This window comes from Filifactor sp. (assembly GCF_057248345.1).
In genome coordinates, this window is sequence record NZ_DBHIIC010000003.1 from 1 (window position 1) to 24927 (window position 24927).

Annotated in this window: 20 protein-coding genes; 10 read left to right on the forward strand and 10 right to left on the reverse strand. The window is 34.2% G+C overall.

Translation table 11 applies throughout. The features are described 5' to 3' along the window. Window positions 1–550: 550 nt before the first annotated feature. Both ACO5GE_RS00910 and ACO5GE_RS00915 read left to right on the forward strand, forming a co-directional pair. A complete protein-coding gene (locus ACO5GE_RS00910; RefSeq protein ID WP_484829042.1) occupies window positions 551–1672 on the forward strand; it encodes an amidohydrolase family protein in 1122 nt (373 codons plus the stop codon). 378 nt (window positions 1673–2050) lie between these two features. Beyond that, window positions 2051–2524: a MarR family winged helix-turn-helix transcriptional regulator gene (locus tag ACO5GE_RS00915; protein WP_484829043.1), complete on the forward strand. Its 474-nt coding sequence runs from the start codon at window positions 2051–2053 to the stop codon at window positions 2522–2524. 577 nt (window positions 2525–3101) lie between these two features. On the opposite strand, the gene ACO5GE_RS00920 is transcribed toward ACO5GE_RS00915, so the two are convergent. Beyond that, window positions 3102–4379: a hypothetical protein gene (locus ACO5GE_RS00920; RefSeq protein ID WP_484829044.1), complete on the reverse strand. Its 1278-nt coding sequence runs from the start codon at window positions 4377–4379 to the stop codon at window positions 3102–3104. Window positions 4380–6027: 1648 nt separating this feature from the next. On the opposite strand from ACO5GE_RS00920, the gene ACO5GE_RS00925 reads away from it, so the two are divergent. The 4 genes from ACO5GE_RS00925 to pip all read left to right on the forward strand — a co-directional run bounded on the left by ACO5GE_RS00925 (window position 6028) and on the right by pip (window position 11684). Then, the gene (locus tag ACO5GE_RS00925) at window positions 6028–6216 is read left to right on the forward strand and encodes a hypothetical protein (protein WP_484829045.1); all 189 of its coding nucleotides are present in this window, start codon (window positions 6028–6030) and stop codon (window positions 6214–6216) included. A 64-nt stretch (window positions 6217–6280) separates the two neighbouring features. Then, window positions 6281–8410, forward strand: a complete 2130-nt coding sequence (locus ACO5GE_RS00930; protein ID WP_484829046.1) for a copper amine oxidase N-terminal domain-containing protein — start codon at window positions 6281–6283, stop codon at window positions 8408–8410. Window positions 8411–9003: 593 nt separating this feature from the next. Beyond that, entirely contained in the window at window positions 9004–9681 is a 678-nt protein-coding gene (locus ACO5GE_RS00935) for an MmcQ/YjbR family DNA-binding protein (protein ID WP_484829047.1), read from the forward strand. A gap of 1067 nt (window positions 9682–10748) precedes the next feature. Next, the gene (gene pip, locus ACO5GE_RS00940) at window positions 10749–11684 is read left to right on the forward strand and encodes a prolyl aminopeptidase (protein WP_484829048.1); all 936 of its coding nucleotides are present in this window, start codon (window positions 10749–10751) and stop codon (window positions 11682–11684) included. A 164-nt stretch (window positions 11685–11848) separates the two neighbouring features. On the opposite strand, the gene glmS is transcribed toward pip, so the two are convergent. After that, window positions 11849–13675 (reverse strand): glutamine--fructose-6-phosphate transaminase (isomerizing), encoded by a 1827-nt coding sequence (gene glmS, locus ACO5GE_RS00945; protein WP_484829049.1) that lies wholly within the window; start codon window positions 13673–13675, stop codon window positions 11849–11851. Window positions 13676–14679: 1004 nt separating this feature from the next. Here glmS and ACO5GE_RS00950 point away from each other — a divergent pair. Further along, on the forward strand, window positions 14680–14949 hold the full coding sequence (locus ACO5GE_RS00950; protein ID WP_484829050.1) for a hypothetical protein: 270 nt from the start codon (window positions 14680–14682) through the stop codon (window positions 14947–14949). Between the two features lie 23 nt (window positions 14950–14972). Then, window positions 14973–17060, forward strand: a complete 2088-nt coding sequence (locus ACO5GE_RS00955) for a heavy metal translocating P-type ATPase (RefSeq protein ID WP_484829051.1) — start codon at window positions 14973–14975, stop codon at window positions 17058–17060. A gap of 470 nt (window positions 17061–17530) precedes the next feature. Here ACO5GE_RS00955 and ACO5GE_RS00960 read toward each other — a convergent pair whose 3' ends face one another. The 3 genes from ACO5GE_RS00960 to ACO5GE_RS00970 form a co-directional block, all read right to left on the reverse strand. After that, on the reverse strand, window positions 17531–18124 hold the full coding sequence (locus ACO5GE_RS00960) for a leucine-rich repeat domain-containing protein (protein ID WP_484829052.1): 594 nt from the start codon (window positions 18122–18124) through the stop codon (window positions 17531–17533). Between the two features lie 143 nt (window positions 18125–18267). Further along, the gene (locus ACO5GE_RS00965; RefSeq protein ID WP_484829053.1) at window positions 18268–19014 is read right to left on the reverse strand and encodes an IclR family transcriptional regulator; all 747 of its coding nucleotides are present in this window, start codon (window positions 19012–19014) and stop codon (window positions 18268–18270) included. 369 nt (window positions 19015–19383) lie between these two features. After that, a complete protein-coding gene (locus ACO5GE_RS00970) occupies window positions 19384–20691 on the reverse strand; it encodes an NCS2 family permease (RefSeq protein ID WP_484829054.1) in 1308 nt (435 codons plus the stop codon). 347 nt (window positions 20692–21038) lie between these two features. On the opposite strand from ACO5GE_RS00970, the gene ACO5GE_RS00975 reads away from it, so the two are divergent. After that, window positions 21039–21512: a glutathione peroxidase gene (locus ACO5GE_RS00975; RefSeq protein WP_484829137.1), complete on the forward strand. Its 474-nt coding sequence runs from the start codon at window positions 21039–21041 to the stop codon at window positions 21510–21512. A gap of 165 nt (window positions 21513–21677) precedes the next feature. Beyond that, on the forward strand, window positions 21678–21878 hold the full coding sequence (locus ACO5GE_RS00980) for a hypothetical protein (RefSeq protein ID WP_484829055.1): 201 nt from the start codon (window positions 21678–21680) through the stop codon (window positions 21876–21878). Window positions 21879–22583: 705 nt separating this feature from the next. Here ACO5GE_RS00980 and ACO5GE_RS00985 read toward each other — a convergent pair. The 5 genes from ACO5GE_RS00985 to rpsF all read right to left on the reverse strand — a co-directional run bounded on the left by ACO5GE_RS00985 (window position 22584) and on the right by rpsF (window position 24807). Beyond that, window positions 22584–22979 (reverse strand): hypothetical protein, encoded by a 396-nt coding sequence (locus ACO5GE_RS00985; RefSeq protein WP_484829056.1) that lies wholly within the window; start codon window positions 22977–22979, stop codon window positions 22584–22586. Window positions 22980–23214: 235 nt separating this feature from the next. Next, window positions 23215–23415, reverse strand: coding sequence for a PspC domain-containing protein (locus tag ACO5GE_RS00990; protein ID WP_484829057.1), 201 nt, complete (start codon window positions 23413–23415; stop codon window positions 23215–23217). Between the two features lie 314 nt (window positions 23416–23729). Then, on the reverse strand, window positions 23730–23963 hold the full coding sequence (gene rpsR, locus ACO5GE_RS00995; protein WP_484829058.1) for a 30S ribosomal protein S18: 234 nt from the start codon (window positions 23961–23963) through the stop codon (window positions 23730–23732). A gap of 19 nt (window positions 23964–23982) precedes the next feature. Continuing rightward, window positions 23983–24492, reverse strand: a complete 510-nt coding sequence (locus ACO5GE_RS01000) for a single-stranded DNA-binding protein (RefSeq protein WP_484829059.1) — start codon at window positions 24490–24492, stop codon at window positions 23983–23985. Window positions 24493–24519: 27 nt separating this feature from the next. Beyond that, window positions 24520–24807, reverse strand: coding sequence for a 30S ribosomal protein S6 (gene rpsF / locus ACO5GE_RS01005; RefSeq protein WP_484829060.1), 288 nt, complete (start codon window positions 24805–24807; stop codon window positions 24520–24522). Window positions 24808–24927 lie beyond the last annotated feature (120 nt).

The window sequence follows — 24927 nt, forward strand, 5'->3', positions numbered from 1 at the left end:
GATATATGTATTATCACCTTTATTTACCACCTTAAAATCACGCATAAAGTTAATCAAGTCATAAGAGTTTATTTTTTTCTTGAAACACCTGATTTCTAATACTCTATATGAAAATCAATGAACAAAGACAGTATAACAATCATATCTCTGTAGTAGATAAAATCCTCTATTTAGGATAGTTCAGTATAGTATCATTCAACTTGAAATTTTCAGTTTCTAGTTATCAAAAAAAGTATCGAAAAGCTATTACGTCAAAGTATGGTTTTTAGTACATCTTCTTTTCCAAAAATTGGTACATTTGCAATCTTTTTTAAAATTTGCAATCAGTACAGAAATGAATGATATAAAAAAATACAAATTGTGCCACAAACAATAGATATATGATATAATGGTATAACTTGACTGTAGTGAAATTTGAATTCAATAACGACACTACAACAACGAAGCTTGAGGAATAGAGTGAAAGATACAGATAGAACTTGATGGAATCAGAACCGGCAAACAGTTGTGGTACCAGCAGTAACGGGAAGTTTGGAGTGAATAGAGCGCTATGAAATTATACAGTGACAGAATCGTACTCAAAGACAACGTCGTCGAAGGATATTTAGAGATAAACGAAGGCATCATACAATCCATTCATATAGGACAAAAACCGGAAACAGACTATATCGATTGTACCGGTAAAATCGTTATGCCCGGATTGATCAATATCCAAAATGATGATTTTATTCAAGAGGAATATAGTCCCTACTTCAGTCCGTTTCCGAAACAAAAAGCATTCAGCCAAATTGAACGGCTTAATGTATTTTCAGGTGTAACCACGATATATCACTGTATCAGTATGAACCGATTTTTAGAAGAACATAGCGAACAGGATGCACTGGAAGAACTTCAATTTTTGAAGGATGATGAACGGAAGAATCATCTTATCGACCATTGTGTCCATCTGAAATTTCAACTTGGCAGTATCCAACATATCGACTTTATATGGGAATTGCTCAACAAAAAGTTGGTTGATATGATTACCTATGTTTCAAACAACGAAGAAGATCGATATCGTCATGAATACTGTTTCCAATATATTAAAGACAAATTTCAATTTAGCGACTCATTCACGTGGAAAATCTTAAATCGTATCGAAAAACAGCGTGAACAGATTAAATTGGAAGAGTTAAGCCTTAGACTCAAGTACGTGTATGGCGCCAAAGTACCTGTAGCGACAACAGATTATCGAATTTCAAGAGATCTTCAAACAAATTATCAGATGAACATACCGATTATATTAGACTCTTTTGAGAAAGAAGCATTAGATTATATTCAACAAAACGAAAAACACGCTACAATCGATATTAACAACTTGTGGGATTTGGAACAGATGACCGATTATTCTGCCGGTATTACAAGAGGAAGTTACAGTGTCGTGACAGCAAACAAGAAAGTAGAAAACCTGCTGGAATCCATCTTCATTATGGCAGAAGAAATCGGATTGGCTGAGGCAGTTCGAATGGGTACGTTCAATCCTTCGCAAGCTCTGAATCTATACAATAAAGGAGAAATTGCAGAAGGAAAGCTGGCAGATATTATTGTTGTAGAAGAACAGGACCATGTTCCGGTCAATGTTATGACAATCAGCAATGGTCAAATAATTTTAAATATGCACTTGAAAAAATAATAGAAAAGGTGTATGATGTAAAGCACAAAAAATTCCACAATGTGAAATTATTGCAGAAAAATCATGTTGATGAAGAACACAGAGGCTTTAATGTACTGTTAACCGGTCTTTCAGAATCCAATAAACAGAGATAGAACTCGAATAGAATTAGCAGAAGTTTCAGAAAAAAAAGACAAAAGCCGTTTGTGTCCTGAAATAACACTTGTTTTTTTATCGAAAGTAGGATACTATGAAGGAGGAATTTTGAATCACAGAAAACAGATAGCTGAGAATAAATAAGGACAACCTCCCTCTACTGACAATCCAAGTGAACAAAATTGACTTACATGATTTTAAATGTTGCAATCAAGCACATAAGAGAGAAAAGGGGACAAGAATATGGTAGGAGAAGGCTTAAGTCATGTATATTATCGATTTAAATTGAATTTCTATCGAAAAGTATTTTATTCATTGCAAAAAAAAGAGGACACTCTAACTACAATAGAAACATTCTTTGTAGAGTTGATCTATGCATTAGATCGCCCTACGGTAAACGAAGTATCCCGTTTTACGGGAGTATCTCAACCGAATGTTGCCTATAAAGTAGGAAACCTTGTCAAAAAAGGATTTGTAAAAAAAATACCGTCAGAATTGGACAAGAGAAAAATTCATTTGGAAGTAACAGATAAGTTCAGACAATACTATGGGGTGAACTACGAATATTTGGAAGTAGTTTCTGACAGAATTGCAAAACGCTTTCCAAAAGAAGATGTTGAAAAATTAGAAGAAATGTTAAACACGATTTCCACCGAATTGATGGATGAGGTAAATGAACAATTGGTAAGAAAACCTCGTGTAGAACCATATCGTTAATAGAAAAAACAAAAACACTTTGAACAAACCGGTAACAGTTGTGAAATTCTTAACTTTACAACAGTATCCGGTCTGTTTGAAGTGTTTATTTTTTTGTAAAACAGCTCATTGTCTCCATCAAATGAACGAAAACAGTTCCTTTTGATAAGAAGATAACCTTATAGAATATATTTTTTTCCAAAATCTACACGGAAAGAAAAAAAGTAATCCCTTCTCCGGGCAAGAATGAGTTTGTATCTGTAACAACACAATATTTTTGATAGGAAGAAACCGAAGATAAGAAGTTATGTCTATTGACGACATAAAATGAGAGAGTGACAATTGAAACAGAATGATAGAAACATCATCTGACTGTTGCCGAAACAGACTAAAATCATAAATCAAACCGATGATAACAGAAAAATAAGATAAAAAAGTAGAGAGCTCGTCTGAATCAACCAAAGCAATCTCTCTACCATCTCATCAAGTATCTATTTATGTTTTGTTATACATATCAAAATTTAAAATTCTTTCAAATGGGTCCATGATATAGGAACCATATCAAAAGATAACATCATCCAAGTACTGAGGTATTCATTTAAACGGTGAAAATAGTATCTCCCAGTACGAAGAAATCTCTTGCAATAGAGATGATTTCATTTTTATTTGTAATGTCTACCAATTTGATATATTCTTGCAAAGGATGAATCTTTGATTGACATTGAATCATCAAAATTTCATTTGCCAACTCTACAAATTCTTCCGAATCATACAAGCCGGGATGTTTTTGGTAGTGAACAATCGTCTTGTGGCGAATCAATGAGACAATCTCAATACAATCTTCTTTTTGTATCACCTGAAACAAGCCATGATCATTGACAACAAGCCTGTTTGGGTATCGCTCCTTTGCTACCACACGCGTATTCAATGAGTTCTTGTTCAACTCCACAATCACCTCATGCCCCATCATCATTCTGGACATAAAATCATTCTTACTTTTCAGCACAAAATCATAGACTCTCTGTCTATAATAAAAAGATTTTTGGTTTTCGCCAATCAGACGGATGGAACCATCCATAAAAATACTGTCCAATGTTTGATAGGAGAGAGATTCCTTTCCTGACTTCACTTCATTCAAAAACAAATCGAAATCTATGAGAAGAATCGAATTTTGATGAACAAAATCCTCCGTCATTCCATTTGGAATATCAATGGCAAGTTCCAAATCATGAGATGTCAATAAATCAAACTGTTCTTCTTCGGAAAGATAGCATTCCTCTATCAGTAAAAAACGTCCCTTCTTACTTTCAAACACCGATTTTTCTCCAAACGTCATACAAAGAATAGAATCTTTCACCAAATAGTACGATTGCTCAGACACATCTACCAAATAGACTGATTCTGCTCCTCCACTTTGTGGTGAAGTATCAGATAGACGGAAAAGAAAAAATCCTTCAGAAAGCAATTCCATTCCAAGATAGTCAAATTCAGAAACACCATAGGAAAACGAAAGCACCAACAGTTGTTTGCGAGTATCCAAATCAATCTCATAGAACGACAAAATAATTTCATCATTCATTTGACTCACCAAAGAATAGTAGATTCGATTATGTTTCGACATCTTTTCAATATCCGACAAAGTAAACGGAATTTCCATATCAAACAGAAAAGGATCTTTCACTTGTGGGCCTACATCAATACGAACCATCTCATTTGACTCAAGAGAAAATTCAAAAATTCCCTCTGTCCACTCCTGTTCCAAAGAAGAGGCAACCTTCTCCAAATAAATAAAATCCCGATAAGTTTTGAACGGGCGATATGTAATTTTAGGAATTTCCTGTTGTTGGTTCAACTGGTTTAAATTCACAATTTTCATTTCGCTACTCCCATATCTGTCATACAAACTCTTTTATATCATATTCCATCCAAAAAGTGATGGAAAGGTTCTTCTTTCCAATGAATTTTTCAGAGATAATATAAGTGAAAGAAATCCAATCTATTGTAGAATGTAATTACAAGTAAATATACTTCAAATATAAATACCTTACTTGGAAAAACGATTTATCGTCTTCTAACAAATAAACTCCATTGTACCATCATCTATGTTTCATTTCATCCTAACTTCTTTCCTGAATGTTGAAATCTACAGTTCATAAAAAAGTGTCATTCTGAATAGAAATCTTCCTAAATAGAAGCCGTTATATATAGAGTAAATTTATTTCCAATAAATTCTTAAAAACGCTGTATATGTTTTGTATGTCCCCCACTCTATTGATTTTTCTATCGTTTGTGGAACGAAATAAGACGTGATATCAAATCTGTTCGTAAAAGGTTTGTACCGGGAATGGTACTGACATCTGTCTTCCTAAGAGGATGAATCCTTCACAATAAAAAGAAAAAATGAAAATTCATTAAGGATTTTATTATACCACACAAAATTTAAAATATCATTGAAACCGTCAAAACTTCTAAAGAACAAGGATTCTTGTCCGTTAACACAGAATAAAACTTGGGATAAATCGTCTGTTGAAAGTGTTAATCCATCAAAAAAAAGAAAATAATGGTGGAGAAAGTAAGATAGATGGAAAGTATGTTGAACGCAAGATAGGAAGTACGTCATAAAAAGTAAAACAAAGTAATATAAGCAATCATCAAAAATTAGATTTCCTAAATGTAATTCCTTATAAATAAGGAAAATTAAAAAAAACAAAAAACAATCTAAAACCGAATCTAATACTAACATATTCTAAAACAGGTTCTAAATATTGTACTAAAAATCATTCTATGAAATGTCGGAAATGAAGAGATAGTGCATACTTCCCTATCTTAGACCAAGAAACAAAACATCCATAACACATCATAATTGTAAAAAAAGTGTGGGAACAGAAAGAATCAGCACATAAAAAATAGAGTTTGAATCTTTTTTATCCTTTGCAAAAACGGGCTTTACCAAGATAACGACATTGCAGAGGAAATACTATGACCGAATAATATCATAACACAAACAAGATGAAAATAAATGAAAAGAAATGCCAAAACGTTTGTAAAATGCATATTTTATCAGAAAAAAACCTTGTTATATGCATCGTTAAATATCCTATATCCATGGTAAAAATCTAAAAAGCAGAGAGAAGTAGGATTAACTTATGTTCTTCAAAGGAATTCTTTTTTATCGGTGTAACAGAGGAAAAATAAAATTGAAATGATTTTGTAATAGACAATTCGAAAAAAATAGTGTAACATATAGCTATAAATTTCATAGGAGATAGATTATTGTCAGATATAATCAATATGATTGTCATTGTGCAAATGCCATCAAAATCATATATGATTATAAGATATATGATTCGTGCGAGGACACATCATATAAAAGATTCTATTTCACAATACTACTTTCAATGAAATTTAGCTTTTCACTTCTGTAAAAAGCAATGCTACAGACATAAGGACAAGATACTGTATTCTCCATCAAATACGGCAATCGAATCCCTAGTTGTTAGTAGCAGAGTTTCTACAGAGCGTTGATGGCAGATGGAGTGCATTACAGCTATATTACATTTTGGCTCAAGCTATTCCACTTTTTGATAAGAGATGGTATGATGTTCACAAGAAAAGAGTTCGGTGCATCGCATACAATTCATTCTTGTAACAATAATATCAAGTTCAGTATCAGAGATACGGATAGGATGAGAGTCAAGATGAATTCAGCATAGTGTACCAAAGGTCGGAGGGACCGATTCCCTTCAAATTTTATATTATATTTAGGAGGAACATACTATGAAGAAAAAACTTTCTTTAGCAGTAGCTGGGTTAATGGTATTAACATTGGCTCCAGTAAACACATTTGCATTAAAGACTGAATACAGCTCTATTGCAAATGTAGAAGAAAATGACGGAAAAGCGACATTCTCAGGAGAATTTGAATTCCAAGCTGTAGACGTAGCTGCATTAAGACCAGGTACAGTAACAGTTCAATTATTGGGAGAAGACGTAGAATACGACAAAAACGGTGGAGCAGTAGTTGATCCTGCAAGCTTTGTTGCAACAATCGGATCTACAAGTTACTCAGTTGCAGCTGGAAACCTTAACATCGACGGTTCTTATGCTACTCTTAACGTAACTACAGTACCGGCAGCTGGAGACAAACTTACCGTTACAGGAAAAGTAAAATTCGACGGAGCAAAAGACGGAGAATATGAAGTAGCTTATGACTTAAGCGGAATCGGTCTTAGCAAATACGTTAGAAAATATGCTAAATTAGTTACAACTGAAGGAACTTTCGTAAAAGCTACAGAAACTAAAAAAGCAGTTGGAAGAGGCCTTTACACAGGTGCTAGATTTGAAGTTATAAACAGCAAAGCTGCTCCACAACCTGTAGTTTTGACATTACCTTCTGACTTTGTATGGAATACAACTGATACAAAAGTATTCCCAACAGCAGCAGTTGCTTATGTAACAGATGCTTCTGGAAACAACGTTGAAAACAAAGTTAAATTTACAATTCCTGCAAACGGAAGAGTATTTGTAACACCTTCATTCGTAGTTCCAAAAGGAACATCAGTTGGTGACGTTGAAGTAGACGTTAAAAAAGGTGAAGACTATGAATCTGTAGTAGTTGCTGAATATGTAGACTACGCAGTAAAAATGGAATTGAAAAAAGCTCTTCAAGAAGTATTAGCTAATGGAGATTCTTACAAAGTTGAATTAGTTGTTAAAACATCTGACAAAGCTGACCTTCCAAAATATGTTGACTTTGAATTAGAAGGTGGAAAAGCTGTTGTTACTGGTGGAGTTACTGCAGGAACACCTGCTAAACCAGTTGATGAATTTACAGCTGTAAACGCTGGAAAAGAATTGAAATTAAAATTAGAACTTACTCCTGATTGGGATAAAGACGGAGAAGTAGTATTAAAAGCAAAAGGTAGAGGAATGGATGATCTTTCTCTAGTAGTATTAAAAGTACAACCGGTTGCTAAAATGTCAGTAGCACAAAAAGAAGTTCTTGGTGGAGACGCTAGAGTTCTTGTTAACGATATCGTAATCAAAGAAACTAAAGCTACTGCATTAAAACCAGGACAAAGATATGCTGTAACATTGACAGGATTAAAATTTGCTGATGACGTTAAATTTGACGCAAAAGGTAAACTTGAAGCTGAAGGAATCAAAGTAAAAGACTTAACAGTAGACAAAAAATACTCTACTCTATACTTCACAGTAGATACAAGATCTAAAAAAGACGCTCCTGCAACAATCACATTGAAAGATGTTGAAATAGTATCTAATCGTTCTTTACCATTCGGAAATCACCAATTAACATTCGCTAAAGTTGCTGATAACGCTTACACAGGTAACGAACGTGGAAAAGCTCTTTTAGTAGAAAAAAGAGATGTATATGAATTATTGACAATTAACAAAGCTGACTTCATCAAAGTAGTTGACAAAGTAAGCAAAGTTAAGAAAACAACTGTATTCACATTAGGATCTGCTGACTACACTGTAGAAGGCGTTGCTATGAAATTAGATACACCAGTATTCACACAAGATAACTACACAATGTTACCAGTTAGAGCAATCGCTGAAGCATTGGGAGTAGACGTAGTATGGAACCAAGATAACTTGACAGCTACATTTATCGATGGAGACATCGTAGTATCTGTTACTCAAAATGCAAAAGTTCTTTACAAAAACGGAAACCAATATCCAATGACAACAAAAGCTACAGTTAAAGCTGACAGAATGTTCATTCCAGTTTCTTCTGTAGGAGATGCATTTGGATTAACAAGAGATTATGACTACACATACAGTGCAGCTACAAGACAAGTAACAATCTATCCTAAAAAAGAAGCTGTTAAACCAGCTGAAGAAGTTAAACCAGAAGTAAAACCTGAAGTTAAACCACAAGCTTAATTTAAGTAATACTTTCAAATTGACTTTGAAATAAGGATAAACAAGAAGAGAGAAGAGCAATCTTCTCTCTTTTTACATACAAAAAATAAAAAGAACATTGTTGAACAGACCAAATGATATATACTATTGTTAGTAAGTACAATATCAAACTAATATAAGATAACTAACATAGAGAAAACAAACAAGATAACTAACACAAGGAAACTACACAAGATAACTAACATAGGAAAACAAACACAAGGAAACTGCACGAGATAACTAATGTAGGGAAACAAACACAAGGAAACTTCATGAGATAACTAACATAGGAAAACAAACACAAGGAAACTTCATGAGATAACTAACATAGGAAAATAAACACGAAATAACTAATATAGAGAAAACAAAATAAGATAACTAACGTAGAGAAACAAATACAAGATAACTAACGTAGGGAAACAAACACAAGATAACTAACGTAGGGAAACAAACACAAGGAAACTAACACAAAGAAACTACACAAGATAACTAACATAGTGAAATAAACACGAAATAACTAATATGAGGTTGCAAGCTAATAGATTCCTAACAAAGAAAGGCAAGGAGGCGGTAGATTGATTGATATAGAAATGATATTTCGATATAAAAAGGCGAATTTCGAGAAGTTGGTATCAAATGGTTTTATCTATACGAAAGGTGCGTATAGACGCTCTTTTTTGATACTAAAAGACCAATTTCGCTTAGAGCTTGAAATTGACAAGGACAGTCATATCGTCTATCAATTATTTGAAGTAGATACAAATGAAGAATATATGTTGATAAAGGTAAAAACTGCAACTGGAACGTTCTTAGCTGAGGTAACGATAGCTTGTGAAGATGTGTTGTCAAGAGTAGCAAATACTTGTTTTGATACTTCCGTTTTACAAGGAGAACAGACAAATAGGGTGATTTCTTATTTGAAGAAAGAATACCAAATAGAGCCTGAATTCCTGTGGAAGAACAGTCTAAATTGTGCATTTCGTCTGAATAAGACAAAAAAATGGATGGCAGTGATGTTAACTGTTGAACGAAAAAAATTAGGATTAGTCGGAGATGAAATGATAGAGATTATAAATTTGAAGGATACACCGGAGGACATTGAAAAAAGACTTGATAATGATATTTTTTTTGGTGGGTATCACATGAACAAAAAACATTGGTATACAATTTGTCTGAATGATTCGTTAGACGATGAGGTTCTGTTTGATTTAATCGATAAAAGTTATAGTTTAGTACAGAAAAAAATGAGTTAAGACAGTGATAAAGGCAGTGTGTAGAAAGTAATGTAAAAACAGAATACAGATAAAAACTGTACTGAAAGTCAGTATATAGACAAAAAAGTGATAAAGGCAGTGTGTAGACGAAAGTAATGTTAAAAGCATAATACAGATAAAAACTGTGCTGAAAGTCAGTATATGAGTAAAATCAGTTATGATAAAGGTATTATCTAGACGAAAGTAATATAAAAGCAGAATACAAATAAAAACTGTACTGAAAGTCATTATATGGACAAAATTAGTGATAAAGGCAGTATGTAGACGAAAGTAATGTAAAAGCAGAATACAAATAAAAACTGTGCTGAAAGTCATTATATAGACAAAATCAGTGATAAAGGCAGTATGTAGACGAAAGTAATGTACAAACAGAATACAAATAAAAACTGTGCTGAGAGTCATTATATGGACAAAATCAGTGATAAAGGCAGTGTGTAGACAAAAGTAATGTAAAAGCAGAATACAATTAAAAACTGTACTGAAAGTCATTATATGGACAAAATCAGTTATGATAAAGGTATTATCTAGACGAAAGTAATGTAAAAGCAGAATACAAATAAAAACTGTGCTGAAAGTCAGTATATGGACAAAATCAGTTATGATAAAGGTATTATCTAGACGAAAGTAATGCTAAAAGAAGAATACAAATAAAAACTGTACTGAAAGTCATTATATGGACAAAATCAGTGATAAAGGCAGTGTGTAGACAAAAGTAATGTAAAAGCAGAATACAGATAAAAACTGTGCTGAAAGTCATTATATGGACAAAATCAGTGATAAAGGTAGTGTGTAGACAAAAGTAATGTAAAAACAGAATACAGATAAAAACTGTACTGAAAGTCATTATATAGACAAAATCAGTGATAAAGGTAGTGTGTAGACAAAAGTAATGTAAAAGCAGAATACAATTAAAAACTGTGCTGCAACTCAGTATATAGACAAATTCTGTACGAAGAGTACTGTTTTGACAGAGATATTCTTAGGGATACGATTTTTATTTTGAATGGAAAAATATATTTTGTAAGAAAGAATAAGGAGGAGTATTTATGGCAGGATATGAAAATCAATTGGTGAGGGAAACATATGATTTAAAGGTAAGTGATGTGCATACTCTATATGTTGAAGAATGTGGAAAGTCTGATGGAGTGCCGGTTATCTTTTTACATGGTGGTCCCGGTTCATGTATTACAGAGAAGGCAAGAACTTTTTTTGATCCAAACTATTATCGCATTATTTTATTTGATCAAAGAGGTTGTGGAAAAAGTAGACCGTTTGCAGATTTACGAGATAATACTATTTTTCATTTGGTTGAAGATATTGAAAAAATTCGGACTTTTTTGGGGATAGAGTATTGGTTTGTATTTGGAGGAAGTTTCGGTTCAACTTTGGCATTGACTTATGCAATTCATTATCCGAATAGAGTAAAAGCTTTGATTTTAAGAGGAATTTTTTTGGCAAGAAGAGAAGATACAAAATGGTTGTATCAAGAAGGCGCTTCGTATTTATTTCCTGATGTATTTGAAGCGTTCAAAAATCATATTGAAGAAGATAAACGTGATGATTTGATGAGAGCATATTATGAGAAATTGACAAGTGAAGAAGAAGAAGTGCGTAGAGAGGCTGCAAAACATTGGAGTCATTGGGAAAGAAGTGTGATTACACTTCTTCCACCAACGGATTTACCTACAGAGTGTACCGAGGATGATGTTTCGCTTGCACGATTGGAGTGCCATTATTTCGTGAATGAAATGCACTGGGAAGAGGATAACTATATCTTAAACCATATCAATAAAATCAAACAGATACCGACTTATATTGTTCATGGAAGGTATGATGTGGATTGTCGACCAATCGGTGCTTATGAATTGCATCGTGCATTAGAACATTCAAACTTGACTTTTGTTGATGCAGCAGGACATTCTCCATATGAGGAAGGAATGTTTGAAAAGTTGGTTGATATTATGGACGGATTAAAAAAATAGCGTGCATTCGAAAGAAAAAGTGAGATTTTTTTGTAATATACGAGAAAAAACAAGAGTTATCCACTATTTTTGGGGATAACTCTTGTTTTTATGTGTATAACTTTTTATTTTTTGTGAATATTTGTGGTAAAATTTTGGATAAATTGTGGTTTATTTTAACCAAACTATTCTACTGTAACGGATTTTGCAAGGTTTCTAGGTTTATCCACATCGTTTCCTTTTAGGACTGAAGTGTAATATGCAAGTAACTGAGCCGGAATAATGCTTACAACAGGCATCAGTAAATCCGAACATTCCGGAATAGTAACAGTGACATCTGCTTCGTTGCAGATAGTAGTTGCTGATTCTCTTGTGAATGCAATCAGATGCGCTCCTCTTGCTTTCACTTCTTGCATATTGGAGAATGTTTTGTCTAAAAGTGCAGTTTGCGTTGCGATGGTGATAACCGGAGTACCTTCTTCTATCAATGCGATTGTACCGTGTTTTAACTCTCCGGCAGCAAAAGCTTCGGTAAAGATATAAGAGATTTCCTTTAGTTTCAAAGCTCCTTCTAAGGCACTGTTATAGTCCATATTTCTACCTAAGTAGAATACTGCATTTTTTTCTTTGATACTGTCTGCAATCTGTTTGATGTCAGATTCTTTTTTTAACATCAATTCGATTTTATCGGCAAGAGATAGAATTTCTGTAAGAAGCCCATCATATTCTCTTCTTTGTATTTTACCGAGCAATAGTGCCATATTCATTGCAATCAGATAGAAAGCAACCAGCTGAGTGGTATATGCTTTGGTTGACGCAACAGCAATTTCCGGACCTGCCCATGTATAGAATACATCGTCTGATTCTCTTGCGATGGAGGAGCCGATAACATTGGTAATGGAGAAGATACGTGCACCTTTTCGTTTTCCTTCACGAAGTGCTGCTAAGGTATCTGCAGTTTCTCCTGATTGACTGACTAAAATCAACAGAGTGTGTTCATCTACAAATGGATCACGATAACGGAATTCGGAAGCAAGGTCTGTTTCTACCGGTATACCTGTCAATTGTTCTAATGCGACTTTACCTACCCTACCTGCGTTGTATGCGGTACCACAAGCTACGATATAGATTTTGCGGATATCTTGTAACAGTTCTTTTGTCCAAGCTACTTCTCCAAGAGATACAGTTCCGTCTTGTTGCAGTCTATGTTTTACGGTGTCACGAATTGCTTGTGGTTGTTCGTGAATTTCTTTTAACATAAAATGTGGATATCCTGCCTTGGTTGCAGCTGCCATATCCCAGTCGATATGTTTCAGTTCACGTTTTACGGTATTTCTGTTTTCATCTAAGATGGTAACATTGTCTTTGGTTAGGACAACAACTTCACCATTTTCAATAAAGTAAACATCTCTAGTATGTTCTAAGATTGCCGGAATATCGGATGCGATGAAATTTTCTTCTTTTCCGACTCCGATAATCAAAGGACTTTCTTTTCTAACTGCGATAAGGGTATCCGGTTCATGTTTGGATACGATACCCAGTGCATAGGCACCTTGAAGACGTTTTTTGACTTCGTATACGGTGTCTAATAGATTTCCTGTATTATATTCTGCTAAAAGATGTGCAATAACTTCGGTATCGGTATCGGATAGAAATTGATGTCCTTTTTCCTGCAATTCTTTTTTCAACTCCATATAGTTTTCGATGATTCCGTTGTGCACAATGGCAAATTCACTTTTTCCGTCTGTATGAGGATGTGCATTGACATCGGACGGTGCTCCGTGAGTTGCCCAACGGGTATGTCCTAATGCAATATGTCCTTGAAGTGGACGTTGTTCCAATTCGTCACGAAGCACTTGCAAACGACCTTTCATTTTTTTTAAATGGAGTTGGTTATCGGATACGGTTACGATTCCTGAGGAGTCATATCCACGATATTCCAATTTTTCCAATCCGTCTAATACAAATTTCTGTCCGTCGGATTTTCCAATATATCCCACGATTCCACACATAGTAAAACCTCCCTATAGTTTTTTTGTAAAGAAAGTGAAGTAACTTTGACAACAAATAGGATTCTCTTTGTCAGAGAGTGTGTTATAGTTGCTATGACCGATAAAAAGAAGTTTTGTTACCTATGATGTTGGTATCTCATAGGTTGCTTACTTTTTGATCTATCGGTTTTCTTTTGTTACTCTGTTTTTTCTTCTTTACACAATAAATGTGATGATAAAGAAAGTCACGGAACAAGTTTTGTGCAAAAGATTACTCCTGTGTTTTGTCTTGTTTTAAGGCTGTGATACCTATGGAATATCCGCCGAATCTTTCGATGATTCCATACCTCGTCAACCTTTCTTATTGGAAAGGCTCAGGCGCTTTTTTGTTTTTCTTTCTTTATCTCAACAATTATAGCATAAAAGCATCAGAATGACAAACTTGTACGAAGAAAAGGAGAATTAGGAGATGTAGTGATGAATTTGTGGCAGAATGAAAAAAAGAAAAAGAACGATTGGTAAAAAATAAAAATGATTTATGAAATAGGAAATGATTTTTGAAATAGGAAGATAGAAATGGAATTATGATATCAAAATAAGAAAGTGAAAAAAATAAAAATCTGTTTTGATATAAATTGTTAAAATAAGGTGTGATGAAAGATTAATAAAGAGGATATGAGAAAAATAGAAAAAGTTTTTTGTCTGTGTGGTAGGTTTGAGATAGAACTGCTGTATGAAAATAAGAATTTGAGAAAATAAAAATCTTATTTTGATTTCAATTGATAATGAGGAGAAGAAGTGTTGATATTTTGGTGTTTCATGTGTTTTGAAAAGATAATGATTGAAAACAAAATATTTGACAGATAAAAATATTAGTGTTATATTGATAAAAACAAGGGTATTAATGAAAAACAAAGTGTGTTTATGTTCTCAATTGAATTTGTTTTTGTGAGAACAACCAGTTTTGTGTAGGGAAATAACAATCATTTGAAAATGAATGTTTAGAAAAGAAAGGGGTTTGTAAAATGAAAGGATTTTTTGGAAAAGAAAAAATGGCATATTTTGTAGGTGGATTAGTTTTGAGTGCGATTGGAACTGCACTTACAAAAGACGGAAAGGTAAGAAAAATTGCTGTAACAGGATTGTCTAAGGGAATGAAGTTGCAAGATGATGTTGTAAATTGTTATGAGGGTTTGAAAGAGGAAGCTAAGGATTTGTACGCAGAAGCACAAGAAGAGTACAAGAAAGATGCAATGGACAGTTTGTTTGAAGATGAGGATGTTGTTGAATTTTAGGAAAGCAAAAGTGAGGTAATTCTATGAAATATACAGTTGTTCATAGTATTCCCGGTCGAATGAGGATTCATACTGCAAAACGATGTTTCTCAAAGGGAGAGGCATACGGACTGGAGAGGTTGTTAAATCATTTGCCTTATACTTCTTCTGCGAGAGTCAATTATCGAACGGGGGCAATTTTGCTTGAATATGAGGAGAGTTGCAAAGAGGTTTTGCTCCGTGATTTGGCAAATATAAAAAGAGAAGATATTGTAGCACTTCCAAAGGAGGAATTTTCTCCTCAAAGGGAGTTGAAAGAGAAGTTTGAGCATGATGTTTTTGATTTGATTTTTCGCCGTTTGGCAATGAGAATGCTATTTCCGTCGGGAATTAGAAATGTAATGATTATCAAAAAATATTTTCCTTTTTTTAGAAGAGGGCTTCATGGTCTTTGGAATCGAAATGTCAATGTAGAGGTGTTGGACGCTGTTTCGATTGGGGTTTCGCTACTCCAAGGCTCTTATTCGACTGCAAGTTCTGTTATGATGTTGTTGTCTTTGTCTGAAATTATGGAAACTTATACGAAGGATAGAGTTCGTTTGGATTTGAGCGACAGTTTGGCAGTTCATGTCGATAAGGTATGGAGGGTTGACGGAGAGGAACGTTCTCTTGTGCCGATTGGAAGTGTTGAGGTTGGTGACTGTATCGCTGTGCAAACGGGAATGATGATTCCGGTAGACGGTACGGTGGTAGAGGGAATTGCAACGGTAGACGAATCGTCTATGACGGGCGAATCTGTACCTGCTGAAAAGTCTGAGTATGCGTCTGTTTATGCAGGGACGGTTATTTCGGAGGGCAATTTGGTTGTTCGTGTGGAACAACTTACGAAGAATAGTAGAATCAGTAAGATTGTGGATTTGATTGATTCGGGAGAAGAACGAAAAGCGTCGATTCAATCGAAAGCAGAACATACTGCAGATTCTCTTGCACCGTATAGTTTTTTGGGAGCGGGATTGGTGTATCTTTTGACAAGAAATCCAATGAAAGCATTGTCTGTATTAATGGTAGATTATTCTTGTGTTATCAAGCTGTCGACTCCTATTTCGGTTATTACAGCGATTCAACAAGCGTCTAATCACGATATTATGGTAAAGGGTGGAAAGTATCTTGAGATTATGTCGGATTGTGAAGTGGTGGTATTCGATAAAACGGGAACGCTGACTTCTTCTTCTCCAACTGTTACTGATGTGGTGGCGTTTGAGCCGTATACAAGAGATGAGGTGCTTAGAATTTCTGCTTGTATTGAGGAGCATTTTCCTCATAGTGTGGCAAAGGCGATTGTGCAAAAGTCGTTTGATGAGGGGCTAAATCATAAGGAAGAACACGCTGAGGTGGAGTATGTGGTGGCACATGGAATCACGACTACTTTGCATGGTAAGAAGACGATTATCGGCTCGCAACATTTTGTGTTTGAAGATGAGAATACTTTGATAACGGAAGAACAAAAAGAAGTTTTGGTACGCTATCAAGACCGTTCTTCTCTGATTTATCTTGGAATAGACGGAAATTTGGCAGGTTTTATCTGTATTGATGATCCTCCTAGACCGGAAGCGAAAAAGGTAATTGAAACGTTGAAGTCTGAGGGTGTAAGTAAGGTATGGATGATTACCGGAGACGGCAAAAATGCAGCGACTTATGTTGCAAATGAGCTTGGAATAGATGATTTTCGATATCAAGTGTTGCCGGAACACAAGGTGAATTTGATTGAGGAAATTCGCAAAGAAATGACACCTGTTGCAATGGTTGGAGATGGAATCAACGATTCTCCTGCATTGTCTATGGCAGATGTGTCGATTGCGATGAAAGATGCGTCAGATATTGCAAGAGAGGTGTCTGATGTTGTTATTATGTCGAATGATTTGGGCGATATTGTTTATGTAAAACGATTGGGCAATCAAATGCTTCGTCGTATTCACAATAATTTTAGAACGATTGTTGCAAGTAATACGATGTTCTTGTTGCTTGGGTTATTTGGAATGGTAACGCCAAGAACGACAGCATTGCTCCATAATACAAGTACGATGTTGATAGCACTTCATTCTATGAGAAAATATGAAGAAACACAAGAATAGAGGTAAATAGATTGTTTTGTATGCTTGAAGTGAAAAACTTGTATGGGATTGTTTCGCTCTTTGTCTTATCTATCACAAAATAGAATTAAGAATCGGAACAATAGAATAGAAAAAGAAAGACAAACTAGAAATAAAAAAGAAAGCAAAAGAAACGTCAAGGAAACGATTGGGGGATAAAACTCCGGTCGTTTTTTTGTATCATGGATAAGAAAATATTACATAGTATAAAAGAGTAAGTAAGTTAGGATAGTAAGTTGGGATAGTAAGTTAGGATAGTAAGTTAGGATAGTAAGTTAGGATAGTAAGTTAGGATAATAAGTTAGGATAATAAGTTAGGATAGTAAGTTAGGATAGTAAGTTAGGATAGTATAAAATATAAGTATGGAATAGACAAGATAGGAAATAGAAGAAAAATTTGACATAAAAAAGTGGAGTGATTGCTTCACTCCACTTGGTGTAGTTGTATCTGATTATACTAATGTAACAGATGTGTTTGGTTCAAATGCAGCATGGTGTAATTCTTCTACTGTTTTTGGTACATCTACAGTATGAATATTGTTTTTTAAGAATGCGTACATATTGATTTTTTTCACGGTTGTAGGAATTTTTACTTCTGTTAATGCATTTTTGTAGAAAGAAGAAGTGTCAATTACTTCTAATCCTTCCGGCAAATCAATTGTTTCTAATTCATTCAAAGCAAAAGCACTTGGTCCAATTGTTTTTAAGTTTTTGCTTAATTTTACTTTTTTCAATTTATTGCGGTAGAATGCAAATCCGTCAATTGTATGAACTGCATCAGGAATTTCTACTTCTGTTAGACTACATACTCCGAAAGCATCGTAACCTATGTATTCAACTGTAGCAGGAATTACAACTGAGGTTAATTTACGTCTATAGAATGCATTTTCTCCGATACTTTTTACAGGCAATCCGTCAGGAGTTAATTCAGGAATTACCATGTCTGTAAGACCGTCTATCTTTACTTTGTCTTTCCCTTGTTTTGTCATTCCTTTTAATTCGTCACCCTTAAAAATAAAATCATCATATTCCCATACGTTACTCATTTTTTATCAACCTCCAATTTATTGAAATATTTCACACTGTTATCAGTATACCATATTTCTATAGAAATGAAAACACATAAACTGTTTCTATTTCGTTTCTTCCAATTCTAGAAAAAAGATGGGCATGGATTGCTATTTCGATGTTATCTAACGTATCCAAGTTGATGAGATAGACTTTTGGCAGCATCCAATACCATAACTTTCATTTGTTCGCTCACTGATTTCTCCATCTTGGAAGAAGGTGCAATAATTCCAATGGATGCAATTACTTGTCCTTTGGAATCAAAGATAGGTGCACCGACACCGAATCCATTTGCGATATAAGTTCCGGTTGAGGCGGCATATCCGTCTTTTTGTATTTGTTGAAGTTCTTTGTAAAGTGTATTTTTATCGAATTGTTGTGATGAGGAAGGATTGAGTCCATGTTCGATATATTCTTGGATAAATTCTTCTGATTGATATGCCAGAAGAACTTTACGCAATGCTCCCAAATGTAGCGCTACTTCAGAACCGAAGCGCTCCACTACTTTCAGATTGTGTGGTCCTTCGACTTTATCGTAGACTACTCCTTTGTACCCTACACGAATAATTAAAAAGGCATCTTCTTGTGTTTGTTCTGATAAGTTTTTCAAAATCGGTTTTGCAGCGTCAGTCATACGAATATTTTGGGTTGCAGCTTTGCCGAGCAGGATTAGTGCAGGTCCCAGCTTGTAAAGATGTGCAACATTATCTTTTGTGACATACTGCATTGCACAAAAAGTTTTTAGAATTCGATGAATTGTGCTGGGAGGCAGATTAAGTCGTTCAGAAAGCTCTGAAACGGAAAAACTTTTATCAGGGACTGCCATTGTTTCCAACAGTTCCATTGATCGTTGTAAGCTTTGAATCATCATTCATCCTCTTTTCTTATGTAGTATCCATTATAGATTATAACATTGAATGATACAATATACAATTGAATCAGAATATATGAAATGTATCATCAATATCCTTTGTGTCATTGATTACAAATATGGGTATGGTTTGAGATTGTTTTGGGTTGATTTATGTTGGTCATCGTATCATTGGAACAATGTTAGCAATATTGTTATGAAATGATGACATACAGTGATTCATGAAATCGTGATTTAAAATAATCAGGATACGATAAGTGACTAAATAAAATAAAATAAGGAATTTAATAATATATGGGTTCAATAAAAAACTTCTTCCTTTTGTCGTAGAAAGAAGTTTTTTTATTGAACTAAATTTGTTACCGTCTATAGATGAAGAGCAATTTTTAGGATAAATAAAAATGCAAGGATGTATAGAACAGGAGACGCTTCTTTATAACGACCTGTCAACAGTTTCAACAATGCGTATGAAACGATTCCAAATACGATTCCTTGAGCAATGGAATAAGCAAGTGGCATCATTAAGATTGTTAAAAATGCAGGTACTGCCTCTGTAAAGTCGTCTAAGTCAATTTCTTTGATTGGACTCATCATGAATAGTCCTACTGTGATAAGTGCCGGTGCTGTTGCAGCGGAAGGAATCATTAAGAAAATTGGAGATAGCAACAATGCAACTAGGAACAGAACGCCTGTTGTCAATGCAGTAAGTCCTGTTCTTCCACCTTCTGCAACTCCTGATGCACTTTCAACATAAGTCGTTACAGTAGAGGTTCCAAGTAAAGCACCGAAAGCAGTACCTACTGCATCTGCAAACAACGCTTTTTTAACATGTGGAAGATTTCCATTTTCGTCAACCAATCCGGCTTTTGTAGATACACCAACTAATGTTCCGATTGTGTCGAACATATCTACAAATAGGAAAGTAATCATAATGATTATCATATCGGCAGATAGAATGTGATTCCATTCTAATTTCATAAATACAGGCTTGATAGAAGGTGGTGCTGAAATCAAGTGACCTGACGGTAATTGAGTTACTCCTAAGAAGATACCTACGATTGTACTGATAAGGATTCCAAGTAAGATAGCACCACGAACTTGTTTCACAAGCAATACAACAGTAATGGTAAGACCTATGAAACAAACAATAGCTTCAGGAGAAGTGATATCTCCCAAGTCAAGAGGAATTCCTTCTCCGGGAACAACGATATTAGCACCTCTTAAGCCGATGAAAGCAATAAACAGACCGATTCCTACAGAGATGGCTTGTTTTACACTTTTTGGAATTCCGTTTACAATTGCTTCACGAACATTGGTGAATGTTAATAAGATGAAAATAAGACCTTCGATAAATACTGCTGTTAAAGCAAATTGCCAACTATGTCCTTTTCCTAAAACTACAGAATAGGCAAAGAATGCGTTTAGTCCCATTCCGGGTGCAAGTGCAAAAGGATAGTTTGCGTAAAAAGCCATGATTGCCGTTGCAACAAAAGAAGCAATTGCAGTTGCAGTAAACACTGCACCGGCATCCATTCCGGCTTGAGATAAAATGCTTGGGTTAATCGCCAAAATATATGCCATTGTCATAAAGGTAGTAAAGCCGGCAACTAACTCTGTTTTTGTGTTGGTATTATGTTCCTTTAAATGAAAGGATTTTTCAAAAAAGTTTTCCATAAACTCCTCCTATAAAAATATTGTAAAAATACTGTAAAAATAAAAACGTATTTATATGATACTCAATTTTTTTGATTATGTATAGAGGAAAAAGAAAAAAATTTGCATTTCTGAGTACTATTTCAACTCAAAATAAGATATATTACGAATAATAGGACATAATATTTTTATCATCATTCTAAAATGATGATAAAAATATTAAAAAAAGTATTAAATTTGTAGTGAAACGATTGATACAAGCTATTTTAGGGTACAGATAAACACAAGGAGTAAAATAGTTAATAAACGTTATGAAACTTGATGTCTTTTAATAGTGTGTAGTAGTAAAAGTTAAGGAAGGAACTATGATGTCAATTTATGATTTTAAGGTAAAGGATTCGAATGGTGGTATTTTTGATATGGATAGATGCAAAGGAAAGGTCATTTTGATTGTCAATACAGCCAGTAAATGTGGATTTACTCCGCAGTTCGGAGCATTGGAAGAAATGTATCGCCAATATCACATGAAAGGATTGGAGATTATCGGATTTCCTTGCAATCAATTTGCGTCACAAGATCCCGGAACGAATGATGAAATTACAAGTTTTTGTCAGTTGAATTATGGTGTGACATTTCCGATGATGTCAAAAATAGAAGTGAACGGAGCAAATGAAGAACCTCTATATACTTTTTTAAAGAATGAAAAAGGTGGTTTGCTAGGCAAATCCATCAAGTGGAATTTTACGAAATTTTTGATTGATAGAGAAGGTAATGTAGTGAAAAGATTTGCACCAAGTGTAGAGCCTAAGGACATCAAAAAAGTTATCGAAATGATGATTTAATAAAAGTACATTATTTTCAGACAATTTATGTAATAAAGTTGGAAATATTTTCAGAAAGTTTAAAAAATATGTTTACAAAGTAATAAACTATGGTATAATGAGAGTAAGATAAATCATTAAAGATTATCTTACTCTTTTCTACTTTCCTAGGAATTGAGATAGAAGATGGTAACAGAAAGTTGTTTTTGTATCAAGCAAGGAGATGAAAGAGATGATTCCACCAAAAAGGTAAGTATTTTTAATCAACTTATTAAAAACTCTACTGTTATAAGAAAAAGTTTTTTCTTTGATGGTTTTAGTATAGAGGATGGAATTATTTTGAAGTTGAAATGCAATTTGAAGGAGATGTTTCCACCTGAAGCATAATTGTATGATTTAAGACAACTGAATATGAGATTGTTGATATGGAAGAACCGCTTGATATTGAAATCCTGTATATGATTTAAGATTTGTTGAGATTTCACTTGTTAATAGTGGTTTCGGTATCACCGGAAAAATACTGATGGAGCAGATTTTATCATGGTATGACAATCAAAAACTCCAAGAAATATGAATTTTGACTTTATGTCAAATATAGATGAAAGAGTCTAAAATATGGAAAAAGAACAAATCAATTAGAAGGCTATCGGTTGTAAAGAATCGATAGCCTTTTTGTTTTCTAAAAGAGTTGATGAACTTCAATTCGAAAGACGAAGAAAAGGCAATAAGTATTTATTTTTTTGAGAGGATGGTATTTTTATATGTATTAAATTTATAGGATAAAAAGTGATCATAAAAAGCTCTGTATTCTAAAACAATGTGTAGAGATAAAATGTCAAGGAACGAAGAGGGAAGATGGAGAGTAAGTGATGATAAAAAAGCTGTGTATTGAAAAATGTGTAACAAAAAACCATCTGTTTCGAGATGGTTTGAATGTTTTATGATTGTTGTTTGCTTTTTAACAGTATCATACGTTTGAATCGTATCTGTGATTTTTTCATCATAAGGCACAAATTGATACTTTGATTTCCGTTATCCACAGTAGTATAACAGACCTTTTTTGTTTGCATTCTTTGGGTGTTAGATTCACTACTATACACGCAATAAGCGGTTGGTAACGTCTTTGATTTTATGTTTTTCTTTTTCCCGATCCATCAATACGAAGGTAAATAAAATTTCGTTGTTTACTTCATCATAACCGTATGCAAATGTCATAAAAGCATAGCAATTAAAGAATATTTTTTTCATTTCACTATGACTGAATTCGTCCAATTCCTCCATGGCAAGGTTTATTTGTTCTTCATCCGGAGCGGACTGTTGCTCAAAGGTCGGAATATCGGTTACTTTGCAGGAAAGACGAAGTCCGATAGCATCTTCTCTACCTGTTGCTTTGGTAAGGTCGGTTTTGAGATGAAATGGTGTGTTGCCTACTATTTTTTGTGCAACTTCTTCAGAGCTTATAATTTCTTCCCCAATCGTTTGGTACATAACATTCTCTCCTTTTTGGATTGATTATCAAAAATTGAAAAGATACTTTTTGAATGGATTATTAGTTAGATAGCAAGTTTTGTGGCAAGCGTGTCAATCATCCTGTTTCTATTGTAGAGTGCTCTTTTCCTTGTTGTGGGAAGTTTTGTTTTTCCTAAAAGGTTCTAACTGATAAAAGTACTCTACCATGTATGCTTACAAGAAGTATCTAATGAAACTTGTGTGTTAAAACTGTTTATCTGTAGTATCCATCTGTATCTTTCGGTACTATCAATGCCATAATAATATATGGGAAAAATCCAACTCCGAAACAAAAGACAGAGATGGCCCAAACTAATCGAACGATAGTGCTGTCTATTCCAAGATATTCAGCGAGTCCCCCACATACTCCGGCAATTTTTTTGTCAGTTTGAGATAAATATAATTTCTTTTCCAAGAGAAACGACCTCCTTTTATTGTTCTTGATATGTTTGTTACAACAAAAATCGATTGAGCCATTAAAAAAGGGCTATCCTTGATTCTGTCATATTGGTTGAGTTTATGCAAAAAACAAACCAATCTCTTAGCAGATTGTCTTTGGTTTTTCGTACGATATCTTTATATACTACCTTTTTTTTCCTTATTATGCAATATGTTTGGGTAGATAAGGAAATATTTGTTGACTGTACAAAGTTGATTCAAAAAAGATGTACTGCAAATTAAGCCATACATAAAAAAAGAACTTACCAAAGGTAAGTTCTCTTATCATCTCTAGTCTACTGTATATGGTAGTAAAGCGATGTTTCTAGCACGTTTAATTGCTAATGTCAATTTTCTTTGTGCTTTTGCAGAAGTTCCTGTTACTCTTCTTGGAAGAATTTTTCCTCTTTCAGAGATGTATTTTTTCAAAAGAGCAACGTCTTTGTAATCAATTGTATTGATTTTATCTCCGGCAAATGGATCTGCTTTTTTTCTTTTTCTAACGTTTCCTTTTTGGAATGCCATTATATTTTTCCTCCTTCTTTTAGAATGGTACGTCGTCGTCCTCTAACTCACGATATCCTTCCGCATCAAAACCTTTCGGTTCATAAGAATTTGGAGAGGATTGTGATGTGTCGCCATATCCGGATGGTTCAAATACCGGCACGGCTCCTCCTTGATAGTTTTGGTAATTAGATTGGACACCTGTCGGTCTGCTGTTATTTTGATTGCGTTCTCCCCACTCAAGGAATTGAACATTTTCAGCAATGATTTCTGTTGTATATCGTTTTTCTCCGTTTTGAGTTTCATAGCTTCTGTTTTCAATTGTACCTTTGATTCCTACTAATCTACCTTTAGCAAGATAGTTGGCACAGTTCTCAGCTTGTTTTCCCCAAACAACGATATTAAAGAAATCGGTCATTCTTTCTCCGGATTTTGAAGTATATGGTCGGTCTACGGCGATTGCAAAATTTGCTACAGCTTTTCCTGTAGATGGAATGTATCTAAGTTCCGGATCCCTAGTAAGTCTTCCTATCAGTACTGCAATATTCATATAAAACCTTCCTTTCTGTTTGAATGATTAGTCTTCAATATTTACAATCATGTGACGAATAACAGCATCGCTGATTTTAAGATTTCTGTCGATTTCTTTTGGTACATCAATACCTGCTTTGAAGCTGATCAATACATAGTATCCATCTGTGAAATCTTCAATTTCATAAGCAAGTTTACGGTTTCCCCATACATCGATTTTTTCGATTTCAGCTTTACCTTCTTCAACGATAGCTTTTACTTTTGCTAATACAGTTTCTTTTACGTCTTCTTCTAAATTTGGTTTCAAAATATAAATTAATTCGTAATTTCTCACTTTCAGTCACCTCCCTTTGGACTTTAACGGCTCTTGCGAGCAGAAAGATGCAACAATTTTGGTAGAGTTGTATCTTTTATGAGATACAAAAAATTGTAAGCTAAAGTATTGTATCACAAA